Raw genomic sequence first — 26,340 nt, 5'->3', positions numbered from 1 at the left:
CGATGACCACAGCGTCCGCCGCCGAGCACCGCGCCGCGCCCGCGCCGAGGGCTCGCCGCATCCTCGCCCACGCCGTGCTCGAGGCGCGCATCCTGCTGACCAACGGCGAACAGCTCATGGTCGCGATCCTCATGCCGGCGCTCGTGCTGCTCGCGCTGCGCTTCGTGCCCGTCGGCCGCGTCGAGGGCCTCGCCTCGATCGACACCGCGGTCGCCGCGACCGCGGCGACCGCCCTGATCTCCACCTCCTTCACCTCGCAGGCCATTCAGACCGGCTTCGACCGGCGCGGCGGCGTGCTGCGCTGGATCGCGACCACGCCGCTGGGCCGGGACGGCTACCTCGCCGGGAAGATTCTCGCGACGCTCTGCGTGCACGTGCTGCAGGTCGTGGTGCAGGGCGTGATCGCGCTGATCCTGGGATGGAGGCCGCACGCGGTCGGCCTGCTCGAGGTCGTGCCGATCTGGCTCGTGGGCACCATCGCCTTCGGGGCGCTCGGCCTGCTGGTCGCCGGCACACTGCGCACCGAGGCCGTCCTCGCCGTCTCCAACGTCCTGTTCGTGCTGTTCGTGGCCGTGGGAGGCGTCGCGATCCCCTCGGCCGCCTACCCGCGGATGCTCGGCGGCCTCGTCGACCTGCTGCCCTCCGGGGCGCTCGGCGAGCTGCTGCGCGCGGTCCTCGCGGGCGGGCACTTCCCCGTCGGCTCGCTCGTGGTGCTCGTGGTCTGGGCGATCGCGGCGTCCCTCGCCGTGGCCCGCTGGTTCCGCTGGACCTCCGCGTGAGCGCCCGCTCGAGCACCCGCGCCCCGGCGCGGATCCCGCCTGCGCCCACCGCGCCCACATCGTCCCGTCGTCCGTTCCCACTCGCGAGGACCGCCCCATGACCACCGCCCCCGCCGCGCCCGGCTCCGCCCTCCCGGGCACCGTCTCCCCCGCCCTGGCCGCCCTCGCCCCGTGGAAGCGCCGACTCGTGCAGGTGATCTTCTGGGGGAACCTCATCTGCCAGATGGGCATCATCGTCACCGGCGGCGTGGTGCGGCTGACGAAGTCGGGCCTGGGGTGCACCACGTGGCCCAGCTGCGAGCCCGGCCAGTTCACTCCCCGCTACTCCCCCGACATGGGCATCCGCCCCTTCATCGAGTTCGGCAACCGCACGCTCACCGGGGTGCTCGGCATCTTCGCGATCGCGCTGCTCGTGGTCGCGCTGCTGTGGCTGCGCCGGAAGGGCACCTCCTTCATCGTGCTCTCGATCCTTCCGCTCGTCGGCACCGCGGCGCAGGCCATCGTCGGGATGGCCGTCGTGAAGCTCGACCTGCACCCGATCGCCGTCGCCCCGCACTTCCTCATCTCGATCGCCCTGGTGGTGGTCTCGGCGATCCTCGTGGTCCGGGTCCACGACGGCGACGGGCGTCTGCGCCGCGTGGTGCCGACCCCGCTCGTCGCGCTCTCCGCGGTGATGGCCGTCGTCGCCGCCGCGGTGCTGTTCCTGGGGACCCTCACCACCAACTCCGGGCCGCACTCGGGCGACATCGACGCCACACTGCGACTGGGCCTGGACCCGCGCACCGTCTCCTGGCTGCACGCGGACTCGGTGATGCTGTTCTGCGGCCTGCTCGTCGGCCTGGTGCTGTGCCTGCACCTCATGAAGGCCCCGCGCCGTCCCCGTCGCACCGCCTGGCTCGTCGTCGCGGTCACTGTCCTGCAGGCCGTCATCGGCTATACGCAGTACTTCACCGGACTGCCCGAGGTGCTCGTCGGCCTCCACATGACCGGCGCCGCGCTGTTCACCGCGGCCGTCACCGCGATCGTCTCGACCTGCTTCTCGTGGACCGACCTCGCGCCGTCCGCCGCCGACGTGCACGTGGTCGCCGGCGCGACGAGCCCGACGCCGTCGGCCGACGAGGAGGCACGCCGCCGATGATCCTGCGCCGTCGCCGCCAGCGCCCCGCACCGGAGCGGCCCACGACCGCCGAGGCCGCCCCCGCCGGACGGTTCGTCGCCGGCGTCCTCTCGCACCTGCGCGAGACCGTGGCCGCCGGCGACTCCCTGCTGGACATCGACGCCGAGGCGCATCGGATGATCCGAGAGGCGGGCGCGACCAGCTGCTACCTCGACTACCATCCTCGGTTCGGCGCCTACCCCTTCGGGCGGGTCATGTGCACCTCGGTCAACGACACCGTGCTGCACGGCAGGCCGTACGAGCGCGTGCTCGGGGCCGGTGATCTGCTCTCCCTGGACTTCGCGGTGGAGCTCGAGGGCTGGGTCGCGGATTCGGCGCTGTCCTTCGTGGTCGGGCCGCAGAGCGCCGCCGAGCCGGCGGATCTCGCCCTCGTCGCCGACGTCGAGACGACCATGTGGGCCGGCATCGCGGAGGTCCGCGCGGGCGCGCACGTGGGCGACATCGGCCGCGCCGTCGAGGACGCCGCTCAGCGCCTGGGCCGCGTGATCAACCACGAGTTCGGCGGGCACGGCGTGGGACGCACGATGCACGAGGCGCCCTTCATCCCGAACCACGGCACGGCCGGGACGGGACCGGTGCTCGAGGCGGGCATGCTGCTCACGGTCGAGCCGTTCCTCATGCACTCGACCGACGCCGTGCACATCACGGACCGGGACGGGTGGTCGGTCATGTCCGACGACGGCTCGCGCGGCGCGCACGCGGAGCACACCCTGCAGGTCACCGACGGCGAGCCGATCGTGCTCACCGCCCGCGAGGGCGAGGACCTTCCCGTGGGGGTCGCGCCGCCGCGGTGACGACGGCGCCGGGGTCAGCGCCCCGGCCGGTCACCTGTGCGTCCGTCGATCCCCGCGCCCGCCTCGCGGATCCGGGCGTCGTTCCCCTGCGCCTCGGTGATCCAGCTGGCGAGCAGGTCGAGTCGTTGCTGGCTCTCCGAGCCGGGTGTCGCCGTGTAGATGAGGAACGAGAGACCCGGCTCGGCGGTGAGCTCCAGGCCCTCGTAGTCGAGGGTGAGGTCCCCGACGAGATGGTGGTGGAACCTCTTGGTGCCCGATCCGTGGCGGCGCACGTTGTGCGCGCCCCAGCGGGTCCTGAACTCCTCGGAGCGGGTGGAGAGCTCCCCGATGAGGTCATGGAGCTGCCTGTCGCGGGGATCGCGGCCGGCCTCCGTGCGGAGGATCGCGACGCTGACGTCGGCGGCGGTCTCCCAGTCGGGGTAGAAGTCCCGGGAGCGCTCGTCGAGGAAGTTGAAGCGGGCGAGATTGCCCTGCCCGGGGCCGTCGAGCACATGGTCGTAGAAGGCCGCGCCGAGGGGGTTGGTGGCGAGGACGTCCATGCGGCCGTTGCGGACGAACGCCGGGCCGTCCGTGATGACCTCGAGGGCCCGGAGGAGGCCCGGCCGCGGCGTCCATGACCTCGGCGTGCGACGCCGCACGGGCTCCGCGCCCCCGTGCGCGATGCGGGCGAGGTCGAACAGGTGCTCCCGCTCGGCGTCGTCCAGCTGCAGCGCGCGGGCGACCGCGTCCAGGACGCCGTCGGAGACGCCGGCCAGGTGTCCGCGCTCGATCTTGGCGTAGTACTCGACGCTCACGTCCGCGAGCATCGCGACCTCGTTGCGCCTCAGGCCGCTCACGCGCCGGTTCCCCGAATCGGCGAGCCCCGCCTGCTCAGGGGTGACCCTGGCCCGGCGGGACATGAGGAACTCGCGCACCTCGTTCCGGTTGTCCATGTGCCCGACACTACGGCTCCGGGCCGGGACGAGGGATGCACTGCACGTACACCCTTCGCCCGGGACTCCCTCCCGTCGCATCCTCGGCGTTCCATGGGATGCGGACCGAGGAACCGTTGAGACGTGGAGGAGCACATCATGGCCGAGAGCACCGAGCAGCAGGGCTGGACCGGCGGGAGGGACGCCTTCGGGGACTTCGCCCCCGGGATGGTCCACTACACCGACAGGGTCCTCTTCGACGAGGTCTGGGAGCGCGAGGCGCTGTCGAAGCGCGACCGCAGCCTGGTCACGATCTCCGCACTGTCGGCGCTGGGCAAGACCGACCAGCTGCAGTTCCACCTCGCGTACGCCCGACGCAACGGCGTCACCGACGAGGAGCTCAAGGAGGCCCTGCTGCAGCTCGCGTTCTACGCCGGCTGGCCCAACGGCATGGCCGCGACCACCGTGCTGAAGATGATCGTCGAGGGCGAGGAGCACAGGGCATGACCGGATGGAGCGGTGCGGCCATCGAGCGGATCGCCGCGGCCGCCGCGAGCTGACGCGCGGTCGCCCCTCCCCCAACCGGGAGGGGCAGCCCCGCCTCACACCTGGAGCGGCCGTGCGACCTCGAGCTCGCCGTGCTCGATCAGCCAGCGCACGGACTCGAGGATCGCCTGCTCCGGCTCGTACGCCGGGGCGTAGCCGAGCACGGATCTCGGCTTGTCGATGCTGAGGCAGTGGCTGCGGTGGAGGTGGTCCCAGCTGTGCTGGGCGAAGGCCTCGGTGGTCTCGCTGCGGTACTGCTCCCAGGAGATCGGCTCGATCTCGCCCGGCCGGCCGAACCAGCCGCCGGCGATCCCGGCGTAGCCGCGGACGGTCAGAGCCGAGGGTGCCACGGCGTGGAAGTCCTCGCCGGCCGCCGCCTCGCGGTTCTCCACCGCGAGCTGAAACAGCTGCGCGACATCGTCGGCGTGGACGTGGTGCATCGTGTCGCCGCCCTGGCTGGGCACCCGCAGCGGCGTGCCGGAGGAGATGCGGTGCCACGCGCTCACGTCGGTGTTGCCGAGGGGGTTGATGGGCAGCCAGCCCGGGCCCACGATGTGCCCCGGGTGGATCGACGTGGTCGAGAGGCCGCCCGGCGAGGCGGACTCGGCGATGAGCATCCGGGCGATGGCCTCCTTCTGGCGGCCGTACTCATCGATCGCCTCGGTCCCGCCGCCCTCGTGGATGGGGTACTTGACCGTCGGGCCGTAGCGGAAGAGCGAGCCGCAGTGGAGGAGATGACCGACCTCGCCCCGCAGAGCGTCCACGAGCGAGGTGGCGGACTCGATGGTGAAGCAGAGCAGGTCGATCACGACGTCCGGTTGCTGCGCCAGGACGGTGCGTCCGAAGGTCCCGTCGGCGTCCTGCTTCTCGCGGTCGACGGCGACGTGCGTGACCTCCTCCCACTCGGGGGACGCCGCGTACCGCGTGCGCCCGGACCGGGTCATGCTGACGACCTCGCGGCCGGCGCGCACGAGGCGCGGGACCAGGAACGTGCCGATGTGCCCGGATCCGCCGATGACGACGATCTTCATGTGCTCTCTCCTTGTTCGGTGGCCGGCAGCCGGTAGCGTTCCGCGTCCCACAGCGCGAGGGAGCGCAGGTACCCGCCCTGCACCGAGTCCGCCCAGGCGGCGTCGTCGTTGTCCGCGAGCACCCAGATGCCCTCCTCCCACCACAGGTGATCGATCGCAGCAGGCCAGAGCTCCCGCTCGGCGGGGGTGAGAGAGACGTGCTGAGAATACGCCGCGACGAAGGTCTGCCACTCGTGCGGCGCCATCATGCGCGCGGGACCGCCCGGGGACTCGTAGTGGAACAGGACGAGCGCCTCCGCGAGGTCGAAGAGGCGCGGCTCGACCCCGCCGTTGTCGGGATCGATGAGGACGGGTCCGCGCGATGCGAAGACGAGGTTGGAGGCTTTGAAGTCCGAGCTCACACCGCATCGCGGCAGCTCCTCGTCGCGTTCCTTCAGAAGCGGCCACGACCGTGACCACCATCGTTCGGCGAGGGTGGTGACGATGGCACGGGCCTGGCGCGCGGAGTCGGGGGCGAGCTTCGCGTCGAACACCTCGCGCAGCCCCATGAGGTCATTGTCGACCTCTGCCCGACGGGTCCCGGGGTGCCCGTACTCCCCCAGCCCAGCGGTGGGTGCGTCGCTCGCATGCAGCCTGCCCAGCAGATCGCCCGCACTGCGGATCTGTCCGGAACGACCCGCGTAGACCTCGCCCTCGATGAACGGGTAGACGACCCAGTGCTCCCGCGCGTGCTCGAGGGGCCCGCGGACCGGGCTGACGACGGGTATGCCCCGCGCCGCGAGGGCACGTGTCCACTGAGCCATCGCCTCGGCTCGGCGATCGGTGACCTTGACGACGACGGACTCGCCGCCGGTCGTTCGCCCCCTGTGCACGCGGGCGAATCTCGTCAGGCTCACCGGTTCCAGTTCTGCGAGGTCGAAGAGCTCTCGGAGCTCCTCGGGTGAGCCTGCGGCGTGCGACCGGTCACCTGCGATGTCCGTCTCGTCGGCCATCGGACCAGCATGACCGGACCTCCCCGGCCTCGCAACGGAAATCCCGGGCGAGGACGGAGCCCCGTCGGCCTCGCAATGCACGATGGCCAGGATCTATGCCGTTCTGGGCATCAGAGCGGCATAGATCCTGGCCATCGTGGCACGGACGGACCGGCGGGCCGACGGGCGGACGGGCCAGCGAACGGGCCCACCGGCGATCCGGCGGGCCGACGCACGCGACGGGCGCGGCGCGCAGGCTCGGGGCCCGGCGCCGCGCCCGTCGGGTGCGACTGCGGCGGCTCAGGCCTCGACGAGCGAGCGGAGCACGTACTGCAGGATGCCGCCGTTGCGGAAGTAGTCCGCCTCGCCGGGGGTGTCGATGCGCACGACCGCGTCGAACTCGATCGGATCGGCGCCCTCGCGGGTCGCGGTGACCTTCACGGTCTTCGGGGTCGCGCCGTCGTTGATGGCTGTGATCCCTGCGATGTCGAAGGTCTCCTCGCCGGTGAGGCCGAGGGACTCGGCGGTCTCGCCCGCGGGGAACTGCAGGGGCAGCACGCCCATGCCGATGAGGTTCGAGCGGTGGATGCGCTCGTAGCTCTCGGCGATGACGGCCTGGACGCCCAGGAGCTTCGTGCCCTTGGCGGCCCAGTCGCGCGAGGAGCCGGTGCCGTACTCCTTGCCAGCAAGGACGACCAGCGGGATGTCCTTCTCGGCGTACGCCTGCGCCGCGTCGTAGATGAACTCCTGCTCGCCGGTCAGGAAGTTCTTCGTGTACCCGCCCTCGACGCCGTCGAGCAGCTGGTTCTTGATGCGGATGTTCGCGAAGGTGCCGCGGATCATCACCTCGTGGTTGCCGCGGCGGGAGCCGTAGGAGTTGAAGTCCTTGCGCTCCACGCCGTGCTCGCGCAGGTAGCGGCCGGCCGGGGAATCGGCCTTGATCGCACCCGCGGGAGAGATGTGGTCCGTGGTCGTCGAGTCGCCGAGCTTGGCGAGCACGCGGGCGCCCGAGATGTCCTCGACCGGTTCCGGGTCCTTGCCCATGCCCTCGAAGTACGGGGGCTTGCGCACGTAGGTGGAGTCGCCCTCCCAGTCGAAGGTCGCGCCCTCGGGGGTGTCCAGGGAGCGCCAGCGGTCGTCGCCCGTGAAGACGTCGGCGTAGTCGTCCTTGAACATCTCCTGGGTGATGTTCTCGGCGATGGTCTGCTCGACCTCGGTGGGCGAGGGCCAGATGTCGCGCAGGAACACGTCGTTCCCGTCCTTGTCCCGGCCCAGCGCGTCGTTCTCGAAGTCGAAGTCCATCGTGCCTGCGAGCGCGTAGGCGATGACCAGCGGCGGGGACGCCAGGTAGTTCATCTTCACGTCGGGGTTGATGCGGCCCTCGAAGTTGCGGTTGCCCGAGAGCACCGAGGTGACCGCGAGGTCGGCCTCGTTGATCGCGTCGGAGATCTCCGGCGCGAGCGGGCCCGAGTTGCCGATGCAGGTGGTGCAGCCGTAGCCGACGAGCTGGAAGCCCAGCGCGTCGAGGTACTCGGTGAGACCGGACTTCTCGTAGTAGCCGGTGACGACCTGCGACCCGGGGGCCAGCGACGTCTTCACCCACGGCTTCGAGACCAGGCCCTTCTCGACCGCGTTCTTGGCGAGGATGCCGGCGGCCATCATCACCGAGGGGTTCGAGGTGTTGGTGCAGGAGGTGATCGAGGCGATCGAGACGATGCCGTGATCGATCGAGAAGTCCTTGCCCTCGACGGCGGTGGGCTTCGAGGCGCGGCCGTGGACCTTGAGGTCGAGCACGGGCGCGGCGCCGCCGGAGTCGTTGTCCGAGCCGAGCGAGGCCGGGTCGGAGGCGGGGAAAGTCCCCTCGTCCTCGGGGACCGGGGTGCTCTCGGCCTCGGCCGGCTCCTCGTCGGCCGCATAGCTCGGGAGCACCTCGCGGAAGCTCTCCTTGGCCTGCGTGAGGATGATGCGGTCCTGCGGGCGCTTCGGGCCGGCGATCGAGGGGACGACGGTCGAGAGGTCCAGCTCGAGGTACTCGGAGTACTGGGCCTCGGTCGACGGGTCGTGCCAGAGGCCCTGCCGCTTGGCGTAGGCCTCGACGAGTGCGAGCTGCTCCTCGGAGCGGCCGGTGAGGCGCAGGTAGTCGACCGTGACGTCGTCGATCGGGAAGATCGCGCAGGTGGAGCCGAACTCGGGGCTCATGTTGCCGATGGTCGCGCGGTTGGCGAGCGGCACCTGGCCGACGCCCTCGCCGTAGAACTCGACGAACTTCCCGACCACGCCGTGCTGGCGCAGCATCTCGGTGATCGTGAGGACGACGTCCGTCGCGGTGGCCGCGGCGGGGATCTCGCCGGTGAGCTTGAAGCCGACCACGCGCGGGATGAGCATCGAGACGGGCTGGCCGAGCATCGCGGCCTCGGCCTCGATGCCGCCGACGCCCCAGCCCAGCACACCCAGGCCGTTGACCATGGTGGTGTGCGAGTCGGTGCCGACGCACGAGTCGGGGTAGGCGCGCAGCACGCCGTCCACCTCGCGGGTCATGACGGTGCGGGCCAGGTACTCGATGTTGACCTGGTGGACGATGCCGGTGCCCGGGGGGACGACCTTGAAGTCGTCGAAGGCGGTCTGGCCCCAGCGCAGGAACTGGTAGCGCTCGCGGTTGCGCTCGTACTCGAGCTCCATGTTCTTCTCGAGCGCGTCGAGACGGCCCGCGACGTCGATCATCACGGAGTGGTCGATGACCATCTCGGCGGGGGCGAGCGGGTTGATGCGCTCGGGGTCGCCGCCGAGGTCGGAGACGGCCTCGCGCATCGTGGCGAGGTCGACGATGCAGGGGACGCCGGTGAAGTCCTGCATGATCACGCGGGCGGGCGTGAACTGGATCTCGGTGTCCGGCTCGGCGCTGGGGTCCCAGGACCCGAGGGCGCGCACGTGGTCCGCGGTGATGTTCGCACCGTCCTCGGTGCGCAGCAGGTTCTCCAGCAGGATCTTCAGGCTGTAGGGGAGCTTCTCGTGGCCGTCGACGGTGTCGATGCCATAGATCTCGTACTCGGTGTCGCCGACGGCGAGGTTCTCTCTCGCGCCGAACGAGTTCACGGTGCTCACGGAGCGCAACTCCTTCGATTGTGGGGCGTGGTGCCATCGTAATCCGCAGGGGCGTGCGTGATCCGACGGCTCGCAGTGCTGGTCCGGCCCCCGATCAGGGAGCGCGCGGCGGCCGACGCCGGCCGTCCGCCCGGACGTTATCTCTTGACGTCAAGATAAATATATCATGCGGCGCGGGTCAGGACCGCCACCGACTCGATGTGATGCGTGTGGGGGAACAGGTCGAAGGCGCGCAGGTCCTCGACCCTCCAGCCGGCCTCCTCGGCGGCCTTGAGGTCGCGCGCGAGGGTCGACGGCTCGCAGGAGACGTAGACGATCCGCTCCCGGGTGCGGGCGCACAGCAGCGCCATCAGCTCGGGGCCGAGACCCGCGCGCGGCGGGTCGACGACCACGCGATCGGGGTCCTTCTCCTGGGCGCGCACCCATGCGGCGACGTCGGCCGTCTCGGCGCTCGCCTGCGGGAGGGCCGCGAGGTTCTCCTCCGCCAGCGCCCCGGCGCGACGATCGCCCTCCACGCTGACCACGCGGCCCGCGGACCCGACCTCGTCGGCCAGTGCCGCCGCGAACAGCCCGACCCCTCCGAACAGGTCCCAGATCGTGTCGCCCTCGCGGGCCTCCGTGTCGCGCAGCACCACGGAGGTGAGCACCTCGGGGGCCTGGCGGTGGACCTGCCAGAAGCCGGTCGCGCCCACGCGGAAGCGTCGTCCCAGCACCTCCTCGGCGACCATGCCGTCGCCAGAGAGCGCGGTGAGGCCCGTCGGCCCCTGGACGGCGAGATCGACGTCCTCGAGCCCCTGCGGCACCTCGAGACCGCCGGAGGCGCCGGCCCCTCCGGCCGGGAGGCCGCGGCCGATGAGGACGACGGCGGGGCGGCCGAGGGACGGGGCGACCGCGTCGACGGCCTCCACCGCCTCGGGCAGCGCGAGATCGGGCAGGTTCAGGGCGCGGATCTCCTCCGCGGCCAGGGGGTTCTCCCCCACAGGGTGGACCTCGTGGGAGCGCCAGCCGCGCATGCCGAGCAGGCCGTCGGCCCCGCGGGTGAGGCGGACCCGGGTGCGCCAGCCCAGACCGTCGGTGTCGTGGGGCGCGGGCTCGACCTGCGCCTCCTCGGTCGCGAGGGTCGAGACGCCCGCGCGGCGCAGGAGGTCCTGGAGGACCTCGGTGGCCAGGCGGCGCTGCGCGTGCAGGCCGATGTGCGCCCATTCGGCCCCGCCGACGCCGTCGGTCCCCGCCTCGGGCCAGACGCTGGGCACGCGGTCGGGGCTGGGGTCGAGGATCTCGAGGGTCTCGGCGCGCCAGAAGCGCGCCTTCGCGGAGTTCTTCGCGTCCTCGAGCAGACGCGCGACGACGGTCTCACCGGGAACGGCCCCGCGCACGAACACGACGCGGCCCTCGTGGCGGGCCACGAACGTGCCGCCGGCGGCCGGGGCGCCGATCGTGAGCGTGAGCAGCCGTCCCAGCGCGGTCCGCTCGGGCTCGGCGCTCGCAGCGCGCCGCATGTCCCGTGCCATCGTCCTCACCTTCCCAGGAGCCGTGCGCTCCTCGCCTCCTCGCGCGCCCGGCGGGCGCGGCGATGGTCCTGTGCGGTGGCCGTGCCCGCGCTCGCCATGATGTCGGCCTGCTGCGGGCGGTCGGGTCCGCCGTCCCGCCCGAGCTGCCACGGCACGCTCGCGACGACCACGCGCGGCAGGTGCGCGAGACGGTCGCCGAGACGGCGCACGGAGTGGTTGTGCAGGGGCGAGAGCCACCAGTGTCCCACCAGGAACAGGGGGAGGTAGACGATCACGACGTCGCGCGGGTTGCGCTTGAGCAGACTGCGCACGTAGGCGAGGACCGGACCGTTCACGTCCCGATAGGGAGAGTAGAGCACGCGCAGGGGCACCTGGATCCCGAGCGAGCGCCAGCGCTCGACGGCGCGGCGCGCATCGGCGTCCTCGTCGTGCACGGCGACGGCCTCGAGGGTCGAGTGCCGCGCGGCGGAGGCGACGGACAGCGCGCGCATCGTGGGCCGGTCCAGCCCCGAGACCAGCACGATCGCATGCGAGCGGGAGGGCAGGGCGGTCGGATCGTCCACGCCCTGGCCGGGCAGCCGGGGACCGATGAGCGCCCCCTCCCCCGCGGCCGACGCATCGGCATCTGGAGCGTCCTCGGCGGCCGCGTCCGCGGCGGAGTCCTGGGCGGGGGCCTCCGCGCCGGTCCCGGACCCGTCGTCGGCCAGCGCGGGGATCGCGAGCTGCGCGCGCACGGAGGCGTAGTGACGCTCGATGAGGCTCATGAGCACCCACAGCGCGCCCATGATCACGACCGCCGCCCAGGCGCCGTGGGTGAACTTCGTGGTGACCACGATGAGCAGCACGGCGGTCACCACGACGAACCCGATGACGTTGACGACGCGGCGCAGGCGCAGGGTGCGGCGCATGCCGCCGCGGATCTCGAGACGGATGGCGCGCGTGAAGTGGCGGACCATGCCCAGCTGACCCAGGCTGAAGGAGACGAACACGCCCACGATGTACATCTGGATGAGCACGCTCACCCGCGCACCGGTCCACCACACCAGGAGCCCGGAGGCGACCGCGAGCAGGATGATGCCGTTGGAGTAGGCCAGGCGGTCCCCGCGCACGCGCATCTGCTTGGGGAAGCTGCCGGCGGCGGCGAGCACGCTCGCGAGGTTCGGGAAGCCGTTGAACGCGGTGTTCGCGGCGATGAACAGGACGATGCCCGTCACGGCGGTCACCGCGTAGAAGAGCAGCGATCCCGGACCGGAGAGCGCCTCGGCGATCTGTCCGATGACCGGCAGCTGCTGGTAGTCGGGGATCGGGGCGCCGTCGCGCACGAGCTCGCTCGAGGGGTCCTCGACGTAGCGCACGCCCGTGCGGGCGGCGAGCGCGATGATCCCCAGGATCATCGCCGAGGAGATCGCGCCGAGCGCGAGCAGCACGATGCCGGCGTTGCGCGCCTTGGGCGGCCTGAAGGAGGGCACGCCGTTGCCGATCGCCTCGACGCCGGTGAGCGCGGCGCTGCCGCTCGAGAAGGCGCGCAGCACCAGGAGCGCGCCTCCGAGCGCCGTGAGCCCCTGCCCGTACCCGGGCTCGGCGATCAGGTCGAGATCCGCGCTCGGCGCGCGCCCGATCCCCCCGGTGAACGTCTCGATCGCGCCGATCACGACCATCAGGCCGATCGCGGCGACGAACAGGTAGACCGGGATCGCGAGCAGCGAGCTGGACTGGCGCACGCCGCGCAGGTTCACGAGCGCGATGAGGGCGATCAGCACGAGCGCGACCCACATCTCGTGGCTGTGCAGGAACGGCAGGATGCCCGAGGTGTAGTTCGCGGCCTGGGCGACCGAGACCGCGACGGTGAGCGCGTAGTCGACCAGCAGCGCCGATCCCACCAGCCGTCCCGCTCCCCTGTTGAGGTTCGTGCGCACGACCTCGTAGTCGCCGCCGCCTCCCGGGTACTCGCGCACCGTGTTCAGCCCGGTGAGGACCACGACCGCCATCAGCAGCACGACGGCGACGGCGACCCACCAGCTGATGACGTAGCCCGTCACGCCGGCGAGGGCGAGGGTCAGCAGGATCTGGTCGGGGGCATAGGCGACCGAGCTCAGCGCATCCGAGGAGAAGGTCGGAAGCGCGAGCCGCTTGGGCAGGCGCTCCCGGGACAGTCGATCCGTCGCGAAGGCGCGCCCGAGGACGAGACGCTTGAACGCGCCGGAGGGGCCAGGCACGACGGCCATTCTACGTGCCCCTTCCACGTGCCCCTTCACGGCGCCCCCAGGCCGCCGACTCCCCTGTCAGGGGTACACCTGGACCTCGCCGCCGTCGACGAAGAGCTCACTGCCCGTGATGAAGGTGGACTGATCCGATGCGAGGAACAGCACGGCGTCGGCGATCTCCGCCGGGTCGGCGGCACGTCGCAGGGCCGTGCCGTTCGCCAGCTCTCCGACGAACGCGTCCGCTCGGTCCGAGTCCTCGGCGAGGCCGCGGAGTCCCGGGGTGTCGGTGGTACCGGGCACCACCGTGTTCACGCGCACTCCGCGGGGCGCGAGCTCGGCGGCCCATACACGGCCGAACTGGCGGATCGCCGCCTTCGTGGCGGAGTAGACGCCGAAACCTGCACTGCCGCGGCGCGCCGAGCTGGAGCCGGTGAGCACGATGCTCGCCCCGTCGTTCAGCAGCGGGAGAGCTCGCTGCACCGTGAAGACGGTGCCCCGCACGTTGACCCCGAAGGTGCGATCGAAGGCGTCCGGCTGCAGCGAGTGCAGAGGCTGGTTCGCCTCCCCACCGCCGGCATTCGCGAAGAGGACGTCGAGCCGATTCCCGTCGGATGCGATGCGCGCGAACAGCGCGTCGAGGTCGTCCAGATCGGAGACGTCGTTCCGGACCGTGATCGCCCGGTCGCCCAGTTCGCCGGCGGCGGCCGCGAGGGCCTCCTTCCGACGTCCGGTGAGGTAGACGCGTGCTCCCTCGGCGATGAAGCGCTGCGCAGTTGCGAGCCCGATGCCCGTGCTCCCTCCGGTGATCAGGGCTGTCCTGCCTGCGAGCTGGCCCATAGCGGTCGTCCTCTCCAATGGTGCGGGTGAGATGCCGGAGCGGCCGAGCACTTCAGTGCCACGAGGGTGGACCGATCATTCTGGACCGCCCGGTCCACCATAAGCGTGCTGGACCGATCGGTCAAGAACGGGTAGCCTGCGGGACATGGCGAGGCCACGACAGTTCGACGAGGACGCGGTGCTGGACGCCGTCCGCGATCAGTTCTGGAACACGGGTTACGCGGCGACCTCGGTCCAGGACCTCATGCGGGTCAGCGGCCTGGGGAAGGGCAGCCTCTACGCCGCCTTCGGGGACAAGCACGAGCTCTTCCTGCGGGTCCTGCGCCGATACGCGGACTCGCTCGTCCTCGGTGTGCGAGAGTCGATCGATGCGGCGCCCCGAGCGTTCGACGCACTGCGCTCGTTCGTGATGACACCAGTGGCCGGCGACCCCGCGGGCCACAGCGCCCGCCGTGGATGCCTGCTCGCCAACAGCACCACCGAGCTGGCGTCCGCCGATCGCGCAGTCTCCGCGGAGGCGCGGCGCACCTACGGAGGGATCACCGACGTGCTCGCCGAGGGCGTGGCACGAGCCCAGGCCGAAGGCGACCTCAGCAGCTCCGGCGCCCCTGTCGATCTCGCCCGGGCGCTCCTGGCCGCGCAGCAGGGCCTGACCTTCATGGGGCGCACAGGGATGCGGTTCGAGGAGCTGACGACGACGGCCCGATCGCTGGCGGACCAGCTCCTGCCCACGACGACTCCCACTGATTCCCACGACGACTCCCACTGACGGGATCGTGGACGCACTCCGCGATCCGGGCTCCGGCAGCGGATGGGCGTGACGCACGGGAACCGCGGCGGCGCCGGGAGCCCTCTCGTCGGCCCGTCGAAGCACTTCGCCCCGCCGCCTGCGACGCGTCCTTCGTCTGCGTGCCGAGGGTGTCCGCGGTCTATCGTGGCCCTGTGCACTTCGTGATCATGGGCTGCGGCCGCGTCGGGGCGATGCTCGCCCACAAGACCCTCCGCATCGGGCACGAGGTCACGGTGATCGATCGCGATCCCGTGGCCTTCCAGCGCCTGGGACGGGACTTCCCCGGCCGCTGCGTGACGGGCATCGGCTTCGACCGCGAGACCCTCGAGGAGGCCGAGATCCGCTCCGCCGCGGGCTTCGCGGCAGTCTCCAGCGGCGACAACTCCAACATCATCGCCGCCCGGGTGGTGCGCGAGGAGTACGGGCTGCGCAACGTCGTCGCCCGCATCTACGACCCCCGCCGCGCCGAGGTCTACGAGCGCCTGGGCGTCGCGACGGTGGCGACCGTGCGCTGGACGAGCGCCCAGATGCTCGGGCGCCTGATCCCGGGCGCCGCGAGCCGCGAGTACCAGGACATCTCCGGGAAGGTCACGATGATCGCCGTGGTGCCCGACGAGTCCTGGATGGCCGCACCGCTGGCCAGGATCGAGCAGGAGACCGGGGCGCGCGTGGCGCTGCTCACCCGTCTCGGCGAGGGCGTGCTGCCGGGTCCCGCGACCCGCCTGCAGGAGGGGGACGTGCTGCACCTGATGGTGCCGACCCCGCGGCTGCCCGAGATCGAGAGCACCCTCGCCCATGCGCGCGGCGGCGACGAGGGCGGCCCGGGCCCCGCAGGACGGTCCGGGACGAGCGGCGTCGAGGAGGAGACACGATGAGGGTCGTCATCATCGGCGCCGGCAGCGTGGGCCGCTCGATCGCCCGCGAGCTGCTGACCAAGGGCCGCTCGGTCACGCTCGTGGACCGCTCCGTCTCCCCGGAGAAGCGCACCTCGGTCAGCGGGGTGCAGTGGGTCGAGGGCGACGCCGCCGAGCTCGCCGTGCTCTCAGAGGCCGACGTGGCCTCGGCCGACGTGGTCGTCGCCGCGACCGGCGACGACAAGGTCAACCTCGTCGCCTCCATGCTCTCGAAGACAGAGTTCCTGGTGCCGCGCACCGTCGCGCGCGTCTCCCACCCCTCGAACGAGTGGATGTTCGGGGACATGTGGGGCGTGGACGTGGCGGTCTCCACGCCGCGCACGATGACGGCTCTCGTCGAGGAGGCCGTGAGCGTGGGCCGGATCGTGAAGATCTTCAGCTTCTCCGGGTCGCGCACCGACATGGTCGAGATCACCATCCCTCGCCGCAGCCCGATCGTCGGGCGCCTGGTGGGCTCGATGCGATGGCCCGCCTCGTGCGTGCTCGTGGGCATCATCCGCGACGGGCAGCCGATCGCGCCGTCGGCCCATGACGCGCTCGAGGCGCACGATGAGCTCATGTTCCTCGCCGAGTCGGAGCACCTGCGCGCCCTCGAGGAGCTGCTCGCCCCGCCGAGCGCCCCGCAGGATCCCGAGGAGCTGCCGAGCATCCGCACCGAGGAGATGCCCAGCGTGCGCCCCGAGGAGCGCTGAGCGCGGGCTCAGACCGTCGTGTCCGGCGTGCTCTCCGCCTCCGCCTCGAGGCGGGCGCGCACCGAGCGGTGCAGCATCCACACCAGCCACACCACGAGCGCGAACAGCGGCAGCCCCATGACGAGCTTCGCGACGCCGAGAGCGGCGACCTGCCCGCTCAGGTACAGCGGGAGCTGCACGGCGAGCTTGAGCACGTAGAGGCCGACGAACAGCCACGTCGCCTGCGTGTAGGCGCGGCGGGCGAGGGGCTTCCCGCGCCAGGCGGAGACGCGCGGGTCCAGGAGGCCGACGACGACGCCGACCAGCGGGTACCGCGCGAGGATCGAGACCACGAGCACGGCGGCGGCCACCGCGTTCGTGATCAGCCCGGGCACGTAGAAGTCGGTGCCCTGTCCCGAGCGCAGCGCCCAGATCGCGCCGACGGCCACCCCGATCAGTCCGCCGAGCACCTGCGAGGGGTTCTGACGCTGCACGAGCCGCACCACGAGCGCCACGAGGACGACGGCCACGGCCGCCCCGCCCGCGATCGGGATCGACCGGGTGACCACGAACAGCACCACGAACAGCGCCGTGGGCAGGACGGATTCGAGGATCCCGCGAGGACCTCCCAGGGCATCGCCCACGGAGAACTCCTCGCCCGTGAGCACGGCGCCCATGCCCGAGCGCGGCGCGGCGTGGCCCGGGCGCGCGGCAGCAGGCTCTTCGGCCCGCGGAGCGGCGCTCTCCTCCGGTCGCTGGGCAGAGTTCACGCGTCCTCCTCCTCGCCCGGCAGGCCGGTGATCTCGTAGCGCGGGTTGTACATGACCTTGTGGTGGCCGCGACGGGCGGCCACGCCCTCGAGGACGAGCCGGGTGCCGGGGCCGACGCCGGGGATCCGCGACTGGCCCAGCCAGATCGCGGTCACGGTGCCGGTGCCGTCGAACACGTCGATCTCGAAGGACTGCGGGGCGCTCGTCGGCGGGATCACCATCGAGCTGACGAAACCGGTCACGCGGACCTCCCGTCGGCGCTCGATGTCCTGCGCGCAGTCGAAGCCGTCCTCACGGGCGCGCCTGCCGGCCTCGCGGGCGTCGAGCACCTCGCTGTCCACGAAGTGGCCGCGCAGGCGCTCGGCGAGCTGCTCGGCGCGGCCGTGGCGCTCCGCCGCGCGGGACCGTGCCTCCGCGGCCCGGTGATCCGGGTTCCGTGCTTCCCTGGTCCTCATCGGGTCCCCCTCAGCCGATCTCCGTGATCTCGGGTCCTCGCTCGAGCGGGTTCAGCGTGGTGTCCTCGGCGGGGACCAGGCCGGGACGCTGCCCGGGGAGGTTCAGCGGGATGAGCTCCTGGGGAGCCATGGCATCGCTCCCCCGCACCACCACGATGCGCGAGATCAGCGTCTCGAAGGCGCGCGAGGCCTCGGCGTCGCCGAGGGCCGGACCGGAGAGGATCGCGCGCAGCATCCAGCGCGGCCCGTCGACCCCGATGAAGCGCGCCGGCCGGTAGCCGACGCGGCCGTCGGACCGCTTGACGGGCAGGCGCGCGATGAGCTCGGTGCCGAAGGGGCCCGGCCGGGTCTCCGCGGTGCCGCCCTGCTCGACCACGGACCCTCGCAGCGAGGTGCGCACCTCGTCCCACAGCGCGCGGGACTTCGGGGCCGCGAACGCCTGGACCTGCAGCGAGGATCCCTCGATGACGAGGTTCGCCCCGGTGACGGCCCGGGTGCGCTGGTCCATCTCCATGCGCAGCTCCATGCCCTCGACCATCGGCACGAGGAGTCCGCCCAGGTCGATGCGGTCCTCCTCGGGGGCATCGGCCGCGTCGAGGGGACCGTCCTCCAGGTGGTCTCCCCCGAGCGCCTCGTCCGCGACAGCGGACTCCCGGGCCGACGAGGTCGACTCGTCGGGATCGCTCGTCGCGTCGCTCGCGGCACTGCCGGACGCCGCCGTCGACGCGTCGCTGTCCTTCGCGTCCGTCGGCCGCGCCTGCTCGGCGACGTCCTCGTCCTTCGCCGCACCCCTGCCGGTTTCCGCGGCAGTGTCCTCGGTCGTGTCCTCGGCGGTGGCCTTGGCGGTGGCCTTGCTCTTGTCCTTGCGGGAGAACAGTCCCATGCTCACTCCTTCCCGTCGGCGCCGGCCGCGCTCGCGGCGGCGTCCTCGGTCGAGATCACGGTCGCACCCTGGCCCTCGACGCCCTGCAGGCCGCCGCTCGAGCCGAAGCCGCGGTCGGCGCGCTCGCTCTCCTCGAGGTCGGTGACCACCTCGAGCCGCGGAGCGACGAAGGGCACCACCACGAGCTGCGCGATGCGGTCCCCGCGGTGGACCGTGAAGTCCTGCTCACCATCGAGGTTCACCAGCGGCACCCTCACCTCGCCGCGGTAGCCGGCGTCCACGACGCCGGGCCCGTTGAGGACCGTCACCCCGTGGCGCACGGCGAGGCCGGAGCGCGGGCACACCAGGCCCACGGTGCCCTCCGGCAGGGCGAGGCTCACGCCCGTTCCGACCAGGGCCCTGCCCAGGGCGGGGATCACGAGGTCCTCGGAGCTGATGAGGTCGAAGCCGGCGTCGTGCGCGTGCGCGCGGTAGGGCAGTACGGCCTCCTCCGCGAGCACGACCGGCATGCGGGGCGCTCCCCCGGGCTCGGCCGCGGGCTGTTCGTCGATGGTCATGGCTCCAGACTAGGCGCACCCGGGGACCGCAGAATCCTCTCCGGTGCGCGTGAGACGATTGGCGCATGCCCGACGCCTCCGCCGACTCCGCCCGTCCCCGCGCCCTCTCCGATGCCACCGCCCTGCATCGCGAGAGGCTCCTGCCCAGCATCGGCGTCTGGATCGTGGGGATCGCGTTCGGCAGCGTCCTGGGGGTCATCCTGGTGCCGCTGTCCCATGTACTCTCGCTCGCGGTGGGGATCATCGGCATCGTCGGCGTGTGCGTGATGCTCGCGATGGCGAGCCCCGTCCTCGAGGTCTCGGGCGGCACCCTGCGGGCGGGCCGCGCGCAGATCCCCGTGGACCTGCTGGGCGAGCCCGAGGTCCTCGACAAGGACGGCTGGTCCGTCGCCATGTCCGTGGGCTTCGAGCCGCTCGCCTTCCACCTCACGCGCGGATGGGTGCACACGGGCGTGCGCGTGCCCGTGCTCGACGAGGCGGATCCCACCCCGGCGTGGGTGCTCTCCACGCGTCGGCCCGAGGATCTCGCCCTGGCCCTGCGCAGCGCGCGCTCCCAGCACTCCTGACCCGAGGGGCTCCCGACCCGCGAGGCCCCTGGCCCCGAGGCGGCTCCCCCATCGGTCGCGCGATCTCGAGCGGACGAGAAACGGGGCGGCACACCAGTCGGTGTGCCGCCCCGTTCTCATGAGCGCCCGTGCCGCAGGGCGCGGGATGCGTCCCCTCAGGCGCATTCCTTGCAGATGATGACCGTGCCCTCGACATGGTCGATCTGGCTGCGGTGCTTCACCAGGAAGCAGCTGCCGCAGGTGAACTCGTCCGCCTGCCGCGGGAGCACGCGCACGGACAGCTCCTCGCCGGAGAGGTCGGCCCCCGGGAGCTCGTAGCCGTCGGCGACCTCGGCCTCGTCCTCGTCGACCGCGGGAGTCGCGGCCTCGTTCCGGCGGCCCTTCAGCTCCTCGATCGAGTCCTCGGAGGACTCGTCGTCGTTCTTGCGCGGTGCGTCGTAATCAGTGGCCATCGGAAGTGAATACCTCGATCAGGAGAAGTGTCGGGAGTCCGGGCACAAAAGGAGTGTCTGGCCTGCGTGGCTGTCAGCTCCCCCGGCGTGCCCCTCGGTGTTGTCCACGCCGGATGCGGCGCGATTATTGCAGAGCGGGTGCCATATCACAACACGGAGCATCCGACCGGCTCCGGCGGGCGCGTCCGCCGAGGTCGCGAGGCGGGCGCGATCTATGATCTGATCACGTCGCGGACCATGCTGCGACGGGAGAGGACCACGATGCGAGAGCTCGAGCTCGACGGGATCCATGACGACGGCGAGCACATCGTCCTGCGCGACCCCGACGGCGAGCAGTACACGCTGAGGATCGACGAGGCGCTGCGCGCGGCCGTGCGCCGCGACCGACCGGCCCTGGGGCTGATCCAGTCCTCGGAGGCGACGGCGCTGCGCCCGCGGGAGATCCAGGCGCTGCTGCGCGGGGGCCGGACGGCGGACGAGATCTCCGAGATGGCCTCGATCGACGTGGAGCACGTGCGCCGCTACGAGGGCCCCGTCCTCGCCGAGCGCGGCTTCACCGCCGAGCGCGCCCGCGGCTTCAAGGTCGATCGCTCCGGCGGCCCGGTCCTCGACGAGATCGTCACCGAACGGCTCGCCGCCCGGCAGGCCCTCGAGGGACTGCGATGGGACGCCTGGCGCCTGCCCGACGGCACCTGGAACCTCGAGCTGGTCTTCCGCTCCGGCGGCCGCGATCGCGAGGCGCACTGGATCGCCGACATGACCCGCCAGGTCGTGGTCGCGGAGGACGACGAGGCCCGCTGGCTGAGCCTCGACGACGACGCGCTCGACCAGCCCGTCGCGGGTCGCGCGCGTCTCACCTCGCTCAAGAGCTCCGTCTACGACCAGGAGTCCGACGCCGACGGCGCCTCGGCGCGTCCCCGTCGCACCGCGCCGCGCAGTCTCGGCCGGCAGGCCCCCGACCGCGGGGACCATCCCTCGCGCGGCGGACGGGGCGATGCCATCGATGAGGACGCCCTGGACGCGCTCAACGCCCGCCGCGGCCTGCGGTCGGTCCCTGCCTCCCTGGACGACGAGCCGACCTGGTCCACCCTCGAGGAGGACGAGGAGCGCAGCACCCGCTCGGCCGACGAGGAGGCGCTGCGCGAACACTCCGACGCCCCTCGCGAGGACCTCCCGGAGGATGTCGACGAGGACGACGTCGACGGCGGCGCCCAGGCCGACGACGACGATCTCGAGGTCACCGGCGGCCCCGAAGGAGACGTCGACGCGGAGCGCGCGGACCCGGACACGGAGGGCGCGGGCGCCGAGCCGGAGCCTCTCGTGGTCCCGGGGCGCACGCTCGAGGAGTCCGTCGCCAGCGGCGATCGCGCGGCGGACGAGGAGCCCTCCGCAGCCGCGGGATCCGAGGCCGACGACGCGGGCCGGGGCACCGGCTTCGCCCCCGCGGCGAACGACACGGTGGACCTCACGCCCCTGCCCGGTTTCGACGACGTCGCGTACTCCCCCGCGGAGGGCGCCGAGGCGAAGTCCGCGAAGGACGGCGACGGCGGACAGGCGGGATCCACTGCTCAGCGCTCCGGGGGCAAGGACGCGAAGAAGTCCGGCAAGGGCGAGAAGAAGTCCTCGTCCTCGCGGGCGAAGCGCTCGAGCATCCCGAGCTGGGACGAGATCGTCTTCGGCTCGAAGCACGACTGAGGTCGAAGCGCGACTGATACAGGCGCCCGACTGACGTCGCGTCCGGCTCACAGGCGCCGTCGCTGCGGGTTCCGCTCACACCTCCACGGTGAGCAGCGGCACCAGGGACTCGGCACGGGTGAGCGAGCCGTGCACTCCGGTCTCGGGCCGGCGTGAGGGCGCGTGACGACGGGAGTCGTCGACGATCCATCGTCCGCGCGCCAGCACGATCGCATCGCCCAGCCGGCCCTCGAGGTGCGGAGCGATCGGAGCGGACGTCACGGGGCCCAGCAGCCCCGCGCCCAGCATCTCCTCGCGCGAGAGCACGACTCCGCGCTCCCCCACCGCCTCCCGCGTCGCCTCGATCAGGTCGGGGGCGTCCTCCGGGCGGCGGGCGAAGAGCACGAGCGCACGCGGCTCCCCCGCGACCATCGCGAGGACGCGGCGCACCGCGGGCACGCGCGCGAGGTCTATCGTGCGTTCCGGGGCGGTGTCCACCATGCCGTGGTCGGCGGTCACGTGGACGCGCGTTCCCCCGGGCGCGCGCCGCAGCAGCGTCCCGATCAGGGAGTCCGCGCCGGCCAGCGCATCGCGCCAGGCGTCCGAGTCGACCCCGTGCTTGTGGCCGGCATGGTCGACGTCGTCCACGTGCAGGTGCACGAGCGCGTCCGGGCCGCCCGCGCGCAGGGCGGCGAGGGCCGCTCCCGCCCGGTCCCCGCGCTCGGCCTGCGCGAAGAACTCCCAGCCGCGGAACGCGCTCCCGGTGAGCAGGCTCCCGGCGTGCTTCGCGGGGGCGACCTGGAGGGCGGGTCGCCGCGCGCTCTCGGCGGGCACGGCGCACGGCATCCACTGCGCGGGATCGATGCCCGCGGCCCCCGTGAGCTGATTGACCGCGCGCCCGGTGCGCGGATCACGGGTGAGGTAGCCCAGGACACCGTGCTCGAGCGGTGCGAGGCCCGTGATCAGGGAGGTCATCGCGGTCGCGGTCGTCGACGGGGCGATGGTGCGCACGGTGCGCACCTGCTCGCGCAGCCGGCGCAGGGTCGGGGTGAGCGCGAGGTGCTCCTCGAGCAGGTCACTGCCCAGCCCGTCCACGAGGACCACGAGGTCGCGCCCGCCGTCGGCCCGCGCGAGCAGGGGCGGGACGATGTCGAGCTGACCGGGCCGGGCGCCGTCCGCGAACGGGGCGACGAGCAGGTCGGGGGCCGACGGGAAGGTCGTCCCGGCCGGATCGCTGCGGCGGGAGGCGGAGTTCTCGCCTGCCGGGGTCATCCGACGGCGTCGATCGCGTCCAGCAGGCGGTCGTGGAAGCGCACGGCCGCGTCGACGGCGTCCTGGCCGTCGGCGAGCGCGCTCACGCGCAGGGCCAGATCGGCGGGTGCGAGCGTGCCGCTCCAGCCATGCTCGGCCTGGCACTCGGGGTCGTCGCACCAGGCCCGCTCGACGTCCAGGCGCCGGCTGCCGCCCCAGGTGACCGCGAGGGTGACCTCGGCCTCGCTGCCGCGCACCCGCGTGCCGTCGGAGTCGAAGACCTGGGACATGCCCGTGGTGTGCACGCGGTCCAGGCGCACGCGCTCGGTGGTGGAGACGACCTGGCTGGGGTTGAGCTCGTCGGCCGGATCATCGTCGAGATGGGTGACCACGAGGTGGCGGTCGGTGATCACGAGGACCGTGAGGTGGCGTCGCACCTCGGGCCCGTCGAAGGTGGTCTCCGGCCGCACCAGGTGGGCGCGCACGGGCGCCGCGCGCAGCGCCCGCTGCACGCAGGCGGCGGCGGTCTGCGGGAAGTACCCGGCGCTCTCGAGCTCACCGAGGAGATCCGTGGGAAGTGCGGTGGACATGGGGTCCATCCTTCCACGCGTACACGGACCCCGTGACCGCGCGGGCCGGGCGAGGGCCGGGTGCGGACCGGGCGCGCGGAGCGAGCGGGGACCGGCGGGCGCTCAGGCGCTCGCGGGCCCGCTCAGGGTGCGGCGCAGGCTGTCGGTGCGGTTGGGCGCCTGGGCGACCTCGGCGCGGGCGCCGATGATCGTGCACCCTCCGCGGCCGACGACCACGGGGTGCAGCACGAGGGAGTGCAGCTCGGGCAGGTCCTCGGCCATGAGGCCCACGCGGATCACGAGGTCCTCGAGCCGCGCGCGGTCGGCGGCGGGGAGTCCCAGGTGGCCGCGGAGCTTCACGGAGGTCGCCGGGCCGTCGATGAGCCGCCTCACGGACTCGTCGTCGAGCGGCGGGATCGCGTAAGCGACGTCGTCGAGCAGGTCGGTCGCGTCCCCCGCCAGGGAGAAGGCGAGCACGGGCCCCAGCGGCGGGTCCTCCACACTGCGCACCACGACCGGGATGCCGGGGGCCGCCATCGCCTGGACGGCGAGGTCGGCGCTCGAGAAGGCGAGGTCGCGGCGCATGGCGGCGAAGGCGTGGCGCAGCTGCACGGCGTCGGGGATGTCCAGGCGCACCCCGCCGAGGTCGCTCCGGTGGCTGAGCACGGGGTCGGTGCTCTTCAGGGCCACGGGGTAGCCGATCTCCGAGGCGGCGCGCACGGCGTCGTCGGCGTCGGAGACGGTGCGGGAGGGCAGCAGGTGCAGGCCGTAGGTCTCGAGCAGGGCCCCGGTGCGCTGCTGGTCGAGCGCTCGCGGCGCGGCGCCCAGGGCTCCGGGCGCGGAGATCTCGGTCTGGACGATGCGGCGGGCCGCCTCCCGATCGATGCCCTCGCGCGAGGCGGGCTCGTCCCCGCCGACGGCACCGCGCCGGGCGGCGAGCATGCCCGCGGCCGCGCGCACGGCGAGCACGGGCGTGGGGTGCAGCGGCGGCATCTCGTCGCTGCTGCGGGTCGCGCGCTCGAGGGACTCGAAGCGGTCGAGGTCGGTGACCACGCACACCACGAGGCGCACGTCGGCCCCGCGGGCGGTGCGCGCCATCCGCGCGAGGGATGCAGAGAGGTCCTCGCCCAGGGCGTCGAGCACCGCGAGGACCACCACGTCCACCTCTCCGAGTGCGGCGAGCGAGGTGAAGGCGCGCTCGACGAAACGGGGGTCCGTGCTCAGCAGCGCACGGCGCTCGTCGCGCACCACGCGCAGTCCGGCCGCGTCGGCCGCGCCCCGCAGGGACTCCCCGAGCGCCGCCGTGTTCGCGAGCAGCCCGACGCGGTCGCCGGGCGGCACGCCCTGGCGGTCGAGGGCGTCCACGACGTCGGTGAGCTGGTCGACGCTGAGGGTCGGCACGACCCCGGCGGAGAGCAGCACCTGGTCCAGCGCTCGTCGGGGCAGCTGGGAGGAGCGCACGTCGTGCCCGGGAGGCGCCGCCGTCGTGGTCCCGGGCGGGCGCAGGACGACGAGCGGCCTCTCGCGCGTGATGCGCCGGGCGATCCGCGTGAACTTGCGGGGGTTGCCCATGGACTCGAGCGAGAGCGCGATGACGCGCACGTCCTCGTCGTCCTGCCAGTGCTGGAGGGTGTCGTTGAGGGAGACGTCGGCGCGGTTGCCGACGGACACGAACTCGTGCACGCCGATGCCGCGGGACTCGACGCCGCCCAGCAGCATCGCCGAGAGCGCCCCGGACTGCCCGGCGAGCGCGACGCCTCCCGCGCGCGGGAGGTGCGGGACGAGGGAGGCGTTCAGGGCGTGCTCCCCGGTGCGCAGGAACCCGAGGGAGCCGGGCCCCAGGACGCGCACGCCCTCCCGGCGCGCCGCGCTGACCAGGCGGCGCTGCAGGGAGGGCCGCTCCGCGGCGCCCGGCGCGGGTGCCCCGCGGCCGCCGGCCGCCCCGTGGCCGTCGGCCGCCCCGGCGCCCGCGGTCTCGGCGAAGGCCTCGGTGGGCAGCAGCACGGCGCGCACCCCGGCGCGTCCGCACTCCTCGACGGCGGCGATGCAGTCCTCGGCGCGCGCGAGGGCGATGACCGCGAGATCCACGGGGCCGGGGACGTCGGCGATCCGGGAATGGGTGCTGTGGCCCTGCAGCTCGAGGGCGTCCCGGGCGACGACGTGCAGCTCGCCGTCGTAGCCGGCCTGCTCGATGTGCCGCAGGATCCGCCCGCCCATCGAGTCGCGATGCGAGGACACCCCGAGCACCGCGATCGAGGCGGGATGCAGCATGCGCTCCATGGCGCGGGCCTCCGCGCGGTGCTCGCGCTCGGCGATCACGGCGCGGGAGCGCTCGGTGGGGTCGATGCTGAACTCGACGACGACCACGCCGTCGTCGTAGGTGCGGCGCACGTCGAAGCCCGCGTCGGTGAAGACGTTGATCATCCGGCTGTTCTGCGGGAGCACGTCCGCCACGAACGTGGCGACGCCGCGCTCCCGGGCGGCGGCGGCCAGGTGCTCCAGGAGCACGGATCCCAGTCCCTTGCCCTGCTGGGAATCGGCCACGTTGAAGGCGACCTCGGCCTCGGCCGTCCCCTCGAGGCGGTCGAAGCGGCCGACGGCCACGATGTCCTCGCCGATCAGCACGATCAGGGCGACGCGGTCGCGGTGGTCCACGACCGTGAAGCGCGTGAGGTCCCGCGGGGAGAGCTCCGGCATCGGGGCGAAGAACCGCAGGTACCGGGAGTGCTCGGACTGCGCGGTGTGGAAGCGCTGGAGCGCGTCGGCGTCGCTCGGGAGGATGGGCCGCAGGTGGGCGGCGCTGCCGTCGCTGAGCGCGATGTCCGCCTCCCAGTGGGCGGGGTAGGCGGCGGAGGCAGCGGTCCCTCCGGCACCCGCGCCGGAGCCCGCGTCGCGTCGTGCTCCCATGCCCCGATCATACTGAGC

At 72.7% G+C, this 26,340-nt stretch carries 24 protein-coding genes; 9 read left to right on the top strand and 15 right to left on the bottom strand.

The window, feature by feature from the left end:
• Positions 1-2 precede the first annotated feature (2 nt).
• From MHY49_RS05855 to map, 3 genes are all read left to right on the top strand, one after another.
• Complete coding sequence (locus tag MHY49_RS05855) at positions 3-779, top strand: ABC transporter permease (RefSeq protein WP_239203133.1); 777 nt, start codon at positions 3-5, stop codon at positions 777-779.
• A 97-nt stretch (positions 780-876) separates the two neighbouring features.
• Complete coding sequence (locus MHY49_RS05850) at positions 877-1,917, top strand: heme A synthase (protein ID WP_239203132.1); 1,041 nt, start codon at positions 877-879, stop codon at positions 1,915-1,917.
• Entirely contained in the window at positions 1,914-2,750 is an 837-nt protein-coding gene (gene map / locus MHY49_RS05845; RefSeq protein ID WP_239203131.1) for a type I methionyl aminopeptidase, read from the top strand. The genes MHY49_RS05850 and map overlap by 4 nt, the downstream gene beginning before the upstream one ends.
• A 14-nt stretch (positions 2,751-2,764) precedes the next feature.
• Here the strand turns inward: map and MHY49_RS05840 are convergent, their stop codons facing one another.
• A complete protein-coding gene (locus MHY49_RS05840) occupies positions 2,765-3,682 on the bottom strand; it encodes a helix-turn-helix transcriptional regulator (protein WP_239203130.1) in 918 nt (305 codons plus the stop codon).
• A gap of 138 nt (positions 3,683-3,820) precedes the next feature.
• Here MHY49_RS05840 and MHY49_RS05835 point away from each other — a divergent pair, with 138 nt between their 5' ends.
• Positions 3,821-4,168, top strand: a complete 348-nt coding sequence (locus tag MHY49_RS05835) for a carboxymuconolactone decarboxylase family protein (RefSeq protein ID WP_239203129.1) — start codon at positions 3,821-3,823, stop codon at positions 4,166-4,168.
• 95 nt (positions 4,169-4,263) lie between these two features.
• Here the strand turns inward: MHY49_RS05835 and MHY49_RS05830 are convergent, their stop codons facing one another.
• The 6 genes from MHY49_RS05830 to MHY49_RS05805 all read right to left on the bottom strand — a co-directional run bounded on the left by MHY49_RS05830 (position 4,264) and on the right by MHY49_RS05805 (position 13,863).
• Positions 4,264-5,238: an NAD(P)-dependent oxidoreductase gene (locus MHY49_RS05830; RefSeq protein ID WP_239203128.1), complete on the bottom strand. Its 975-nt coding sequence runs from the start codon at positions 5,236-5,238 to the stop codon at positions 4,264-4,266.
• A complete protein-coding gene (locus tag MHY49_RS05825) occupies positions 5,235-6,110 on the bottom strand; it encodes a phosphotransferase (RefSeq protein WP_239203127.1) in 876 nt (291 codons plus the stop codon). The genes MHY49_RS05830 and MHY49_RS05825 overlap by 4 nt, the downstream gene beginning before the upstream one ends.
• 399 nt (positions 6,111-6,509) lie before the next feature.
• Positions 6,510-9,311 (bottom strand): aconitate hydratase, encoded by a 2,802-nt coding sequence (locus MHY49_RS05820; protein ID WP_239203126.1) that lies wholly within the window; start codon positions 9,309-9,311, stop codon positions 6,510-6,512.
• Between the two features lie 164 nt (positions 9,312-9,475).
• On the bottom strand, positions 9,476-10,822 hold the full coding sequence (locus tag MHY49_RS05815) for a class I SAM-dependent RNA methyltransferase (RefSeq protein WP_239203125.1): 1,347 nt from the start codon (positions 10,820-10,822) through the stop codon (positions 9,476-9,478).
• Positions 10,823-10,827: 5 nt separating this feature from the next.
• Positions 10,828-13,038, bottom strand: a complete 2,211-nt coding sequence (locus MHY49_RS05810; protein ID WP_239203124.1) for an APC family permease — start codon at positions 13,036-13,038, stop codon at positions 10,828-10,830.
• Between the two features lie 66 nt (positions 13,039-13,104).
• Positions 13,105-13,863, bottom strand: coding sequence for an SDR family NAD(P)-dependent oxidoreductase (locus MHY49_RS05805; protein ID WP_239203123.1), 759 nt, complete (start codon positions 13,861-13,863; stop codon positions 13,105-13,107).
• A 145-nt stretch (positions 13,864-14,008) separates the two neighbouring features.
• On the opposite strand from MHY49_RS05805, the gene MHY49_RS05800 reads away from it, so the two are divergent.
• From MHY49_RS05800 to MHY49_RS05790, 3 genes are all read left to right on the top strand, one after another.
• On the top strand, positions 14,009-14,632 hold the full coding sequence (locus tag MHY49_RS05800) for a TetR/AcrR family transcriptional regulator (protein WP_239203121.1): 624 nt from the start codon (positions 14,009-14,011) through the stop codon (positions 14,630-14,632).
• Between the two features lie 173 nt (positions 14,633-14,805).
• Positions 14,806-15,528 (top strand): TrkA family potassium uptake protein, encoded by a 723-nt coding sequence (locus tag MHY49_RS05795; RefSeq protein WP_239203120.1) that lies wholly within the window; start codon positions 14,806-14,808, stop codon positions 15,526-15,528.
• Positions 15,525-16,259 carry a TrkA family potassium uptake protein gene (locus MHY49_RS05790; RefSeq protein ID WP_228358558.1) on the top strand — a complete coding sequence of 245 codons (735 nt, stop codon included), beginning with the start codon at positions 15,525-15,527 and terminating at the stop codon, positions 16,257-16,259. The genes MHY49_RS05795 and MHY49_RS05790 overlap by 4 nt, the downstream gene beginning before the upstream one ends.
• An 8-nt stretch (positions 16,260-16,267) precedes the next feature.
• Here MHY49_RS05790 and MHY49_RS05785 read toward each other — a convergent pair whose 3' ends face one another.
• From MHY49_RS05785 to dut, 4 genes are read right to left on the bottom strand one after another with little or no spacing between them, the layout of a single operon-like run.
• On the bottom strand, positions 16,268-17,008 hold the full coding sequence (locus MHY49_RS05785; RefSeq protein ID WP_239203119.1) for a DUF3159 domain-containing protein: 741 nt from the start codon (positions 17,006-17,008) through the stop codon (positions 16,268-16,270).
• Complete coding sequence (locus MHY49_RS05780; RefSeq protein ID WP_214650966.1) at positions 17,005-17,463, bottom strand: hypothetical protein; 459 nt, start codon at positions 17,461-17,463, stop codon at positions 17,005-17,007. Before MHY49_RS05780 ends, MHY49_RS05785 begins: the two co-directional genes overlap by 4 nt.
• Positions 17,464-17,473: 10 nt before the next feature.
• Positions 17,474-18,346, bottom strand: a complete 873-nt coding sequence (locus MHY49_RS05775) for a DUF3710 domain-containing protein (RefSeq protein WP_239203118.1) — start codon at positions 18,344-18,346, stop codon at positions 17,474-17,476.
• Between the two features lie 2 nt (positions 18,347-18,348).
• Complete coding sequence (dut, locus tag MHY49_RS05770) at positions 18,349-18,903, bottom strand: dUTP diphosphatase (RefSeq protein ID WP_200500575.1); 555 nt, start codon at positions 18,901-18,903, stop codon at positions 18,349-18,351.
• A 65-nt stretch (positions 18,904-18,968) separates the two neighbouring features.
• Between dut and MHY49_RS05765 the strand changes: the two genes are divergently transcribed.
• Complete coding sequence (locus tag MHY49_RS05765; RefSeq protein WP_239203117.1) at positions 18,969-19,469, top strand: DUF3093 domain-containing protein; 501 nt, start codon at positions 18,969-18,971, stop codon at positions 19,467-19,469.
• 155 nt (positions 19,470-19,624) lie between these two features.
• Here MHY49_RS05765 and MHY49_RS05760 read toward each other — a convergent pair whose 3' ends face one another.
• Positions 19,625-19,921 carry a DUF4193 domain-containing protein gene (locus MHY49_RS05760; protein WP_152353089.1) on the bottom strand — a complete coding sequence of 99 codons (297 nt, stop codon included), beginning with the start codon at positions 19,919-19,921 and terminating at the stop codon, positions 19,625-19,627.
• Positions 19,922-20,182: 261 nt separating this feature from the next.
• Here MHY49_RS05760 and sepH point away from each other — a divergent pair, with 261 nt between their 5' ends.
• On the top strand, positions 20,183-21,616 hold the full coding sequence (sepH, locus tag MHY49_RS05755) for a septation protein SepH (RefSeq protein ID WP_239203116.1): 1,434 nt from the start codon (positions 20,183-20,185) through the stop codon (positions 21,614-21,616).
• A gap of 75 nt (positions 21,617-21,691) precedes the next feature.
• Here the strand turns inward: sepH and MHY49_RS05750 are convergent, their stop codons facing one another.
• From MHY49_RS05750 to MHY49_RS05740, 3 genes are all read right to left on the bottom strand, one after another.
• Positions 21,692-22,867: an alkaline phosphatase family protein gene (locus MHY49_RS05750; RefSeq protein WP_239203115.1), complete on the bottom strand. Its 1,176-nt coding sequence runs from the start codon at positions 22,865-22,867 to the stop codon at positions 21,692-21,694.
• Entirely contained in the window at positions 22,864-23,436 is a 573-nt protein-coding gene (locus MHY49_RS05745) for a DUF5998 family protein (protein WP_228358564.1), read from the bottom strand. Before MHY49_RS05745 ends, MHY49_RS05750 begins: the two co-directional genes overlap by 4 nt.
• Positions 23,437-23,538: 102 nt before the next feature.
• Complete coding sequence (locus MHY49_RS05740) at positions 23,539-26,322, bottom strand: GNAT family N-acetyltransferase (RefSeq protein ID WP_239203114.1); 2,784 nt, start codon at positions 26,320-26,322, stop codon at positions 23,539-23,541.
• Positions 26,323-26,340: the final 18 nt, after the last annotated feature.

The organism is Brachybacterium sp. ACRRE, from assembly GCF_022346485.1.
GTDB classification, from domain to species: domain Bacteria; phylum Actinomycetota; class Actinomycetes; order Actinomycetales; family Dermabacteraceae; genus Brachybacterium; species Brachybacterium halotolerans.
Note: the sequence above shows the minus strand (reverse complement) of the source record. Positions and strands in the feature narration are given on the sequence as shown.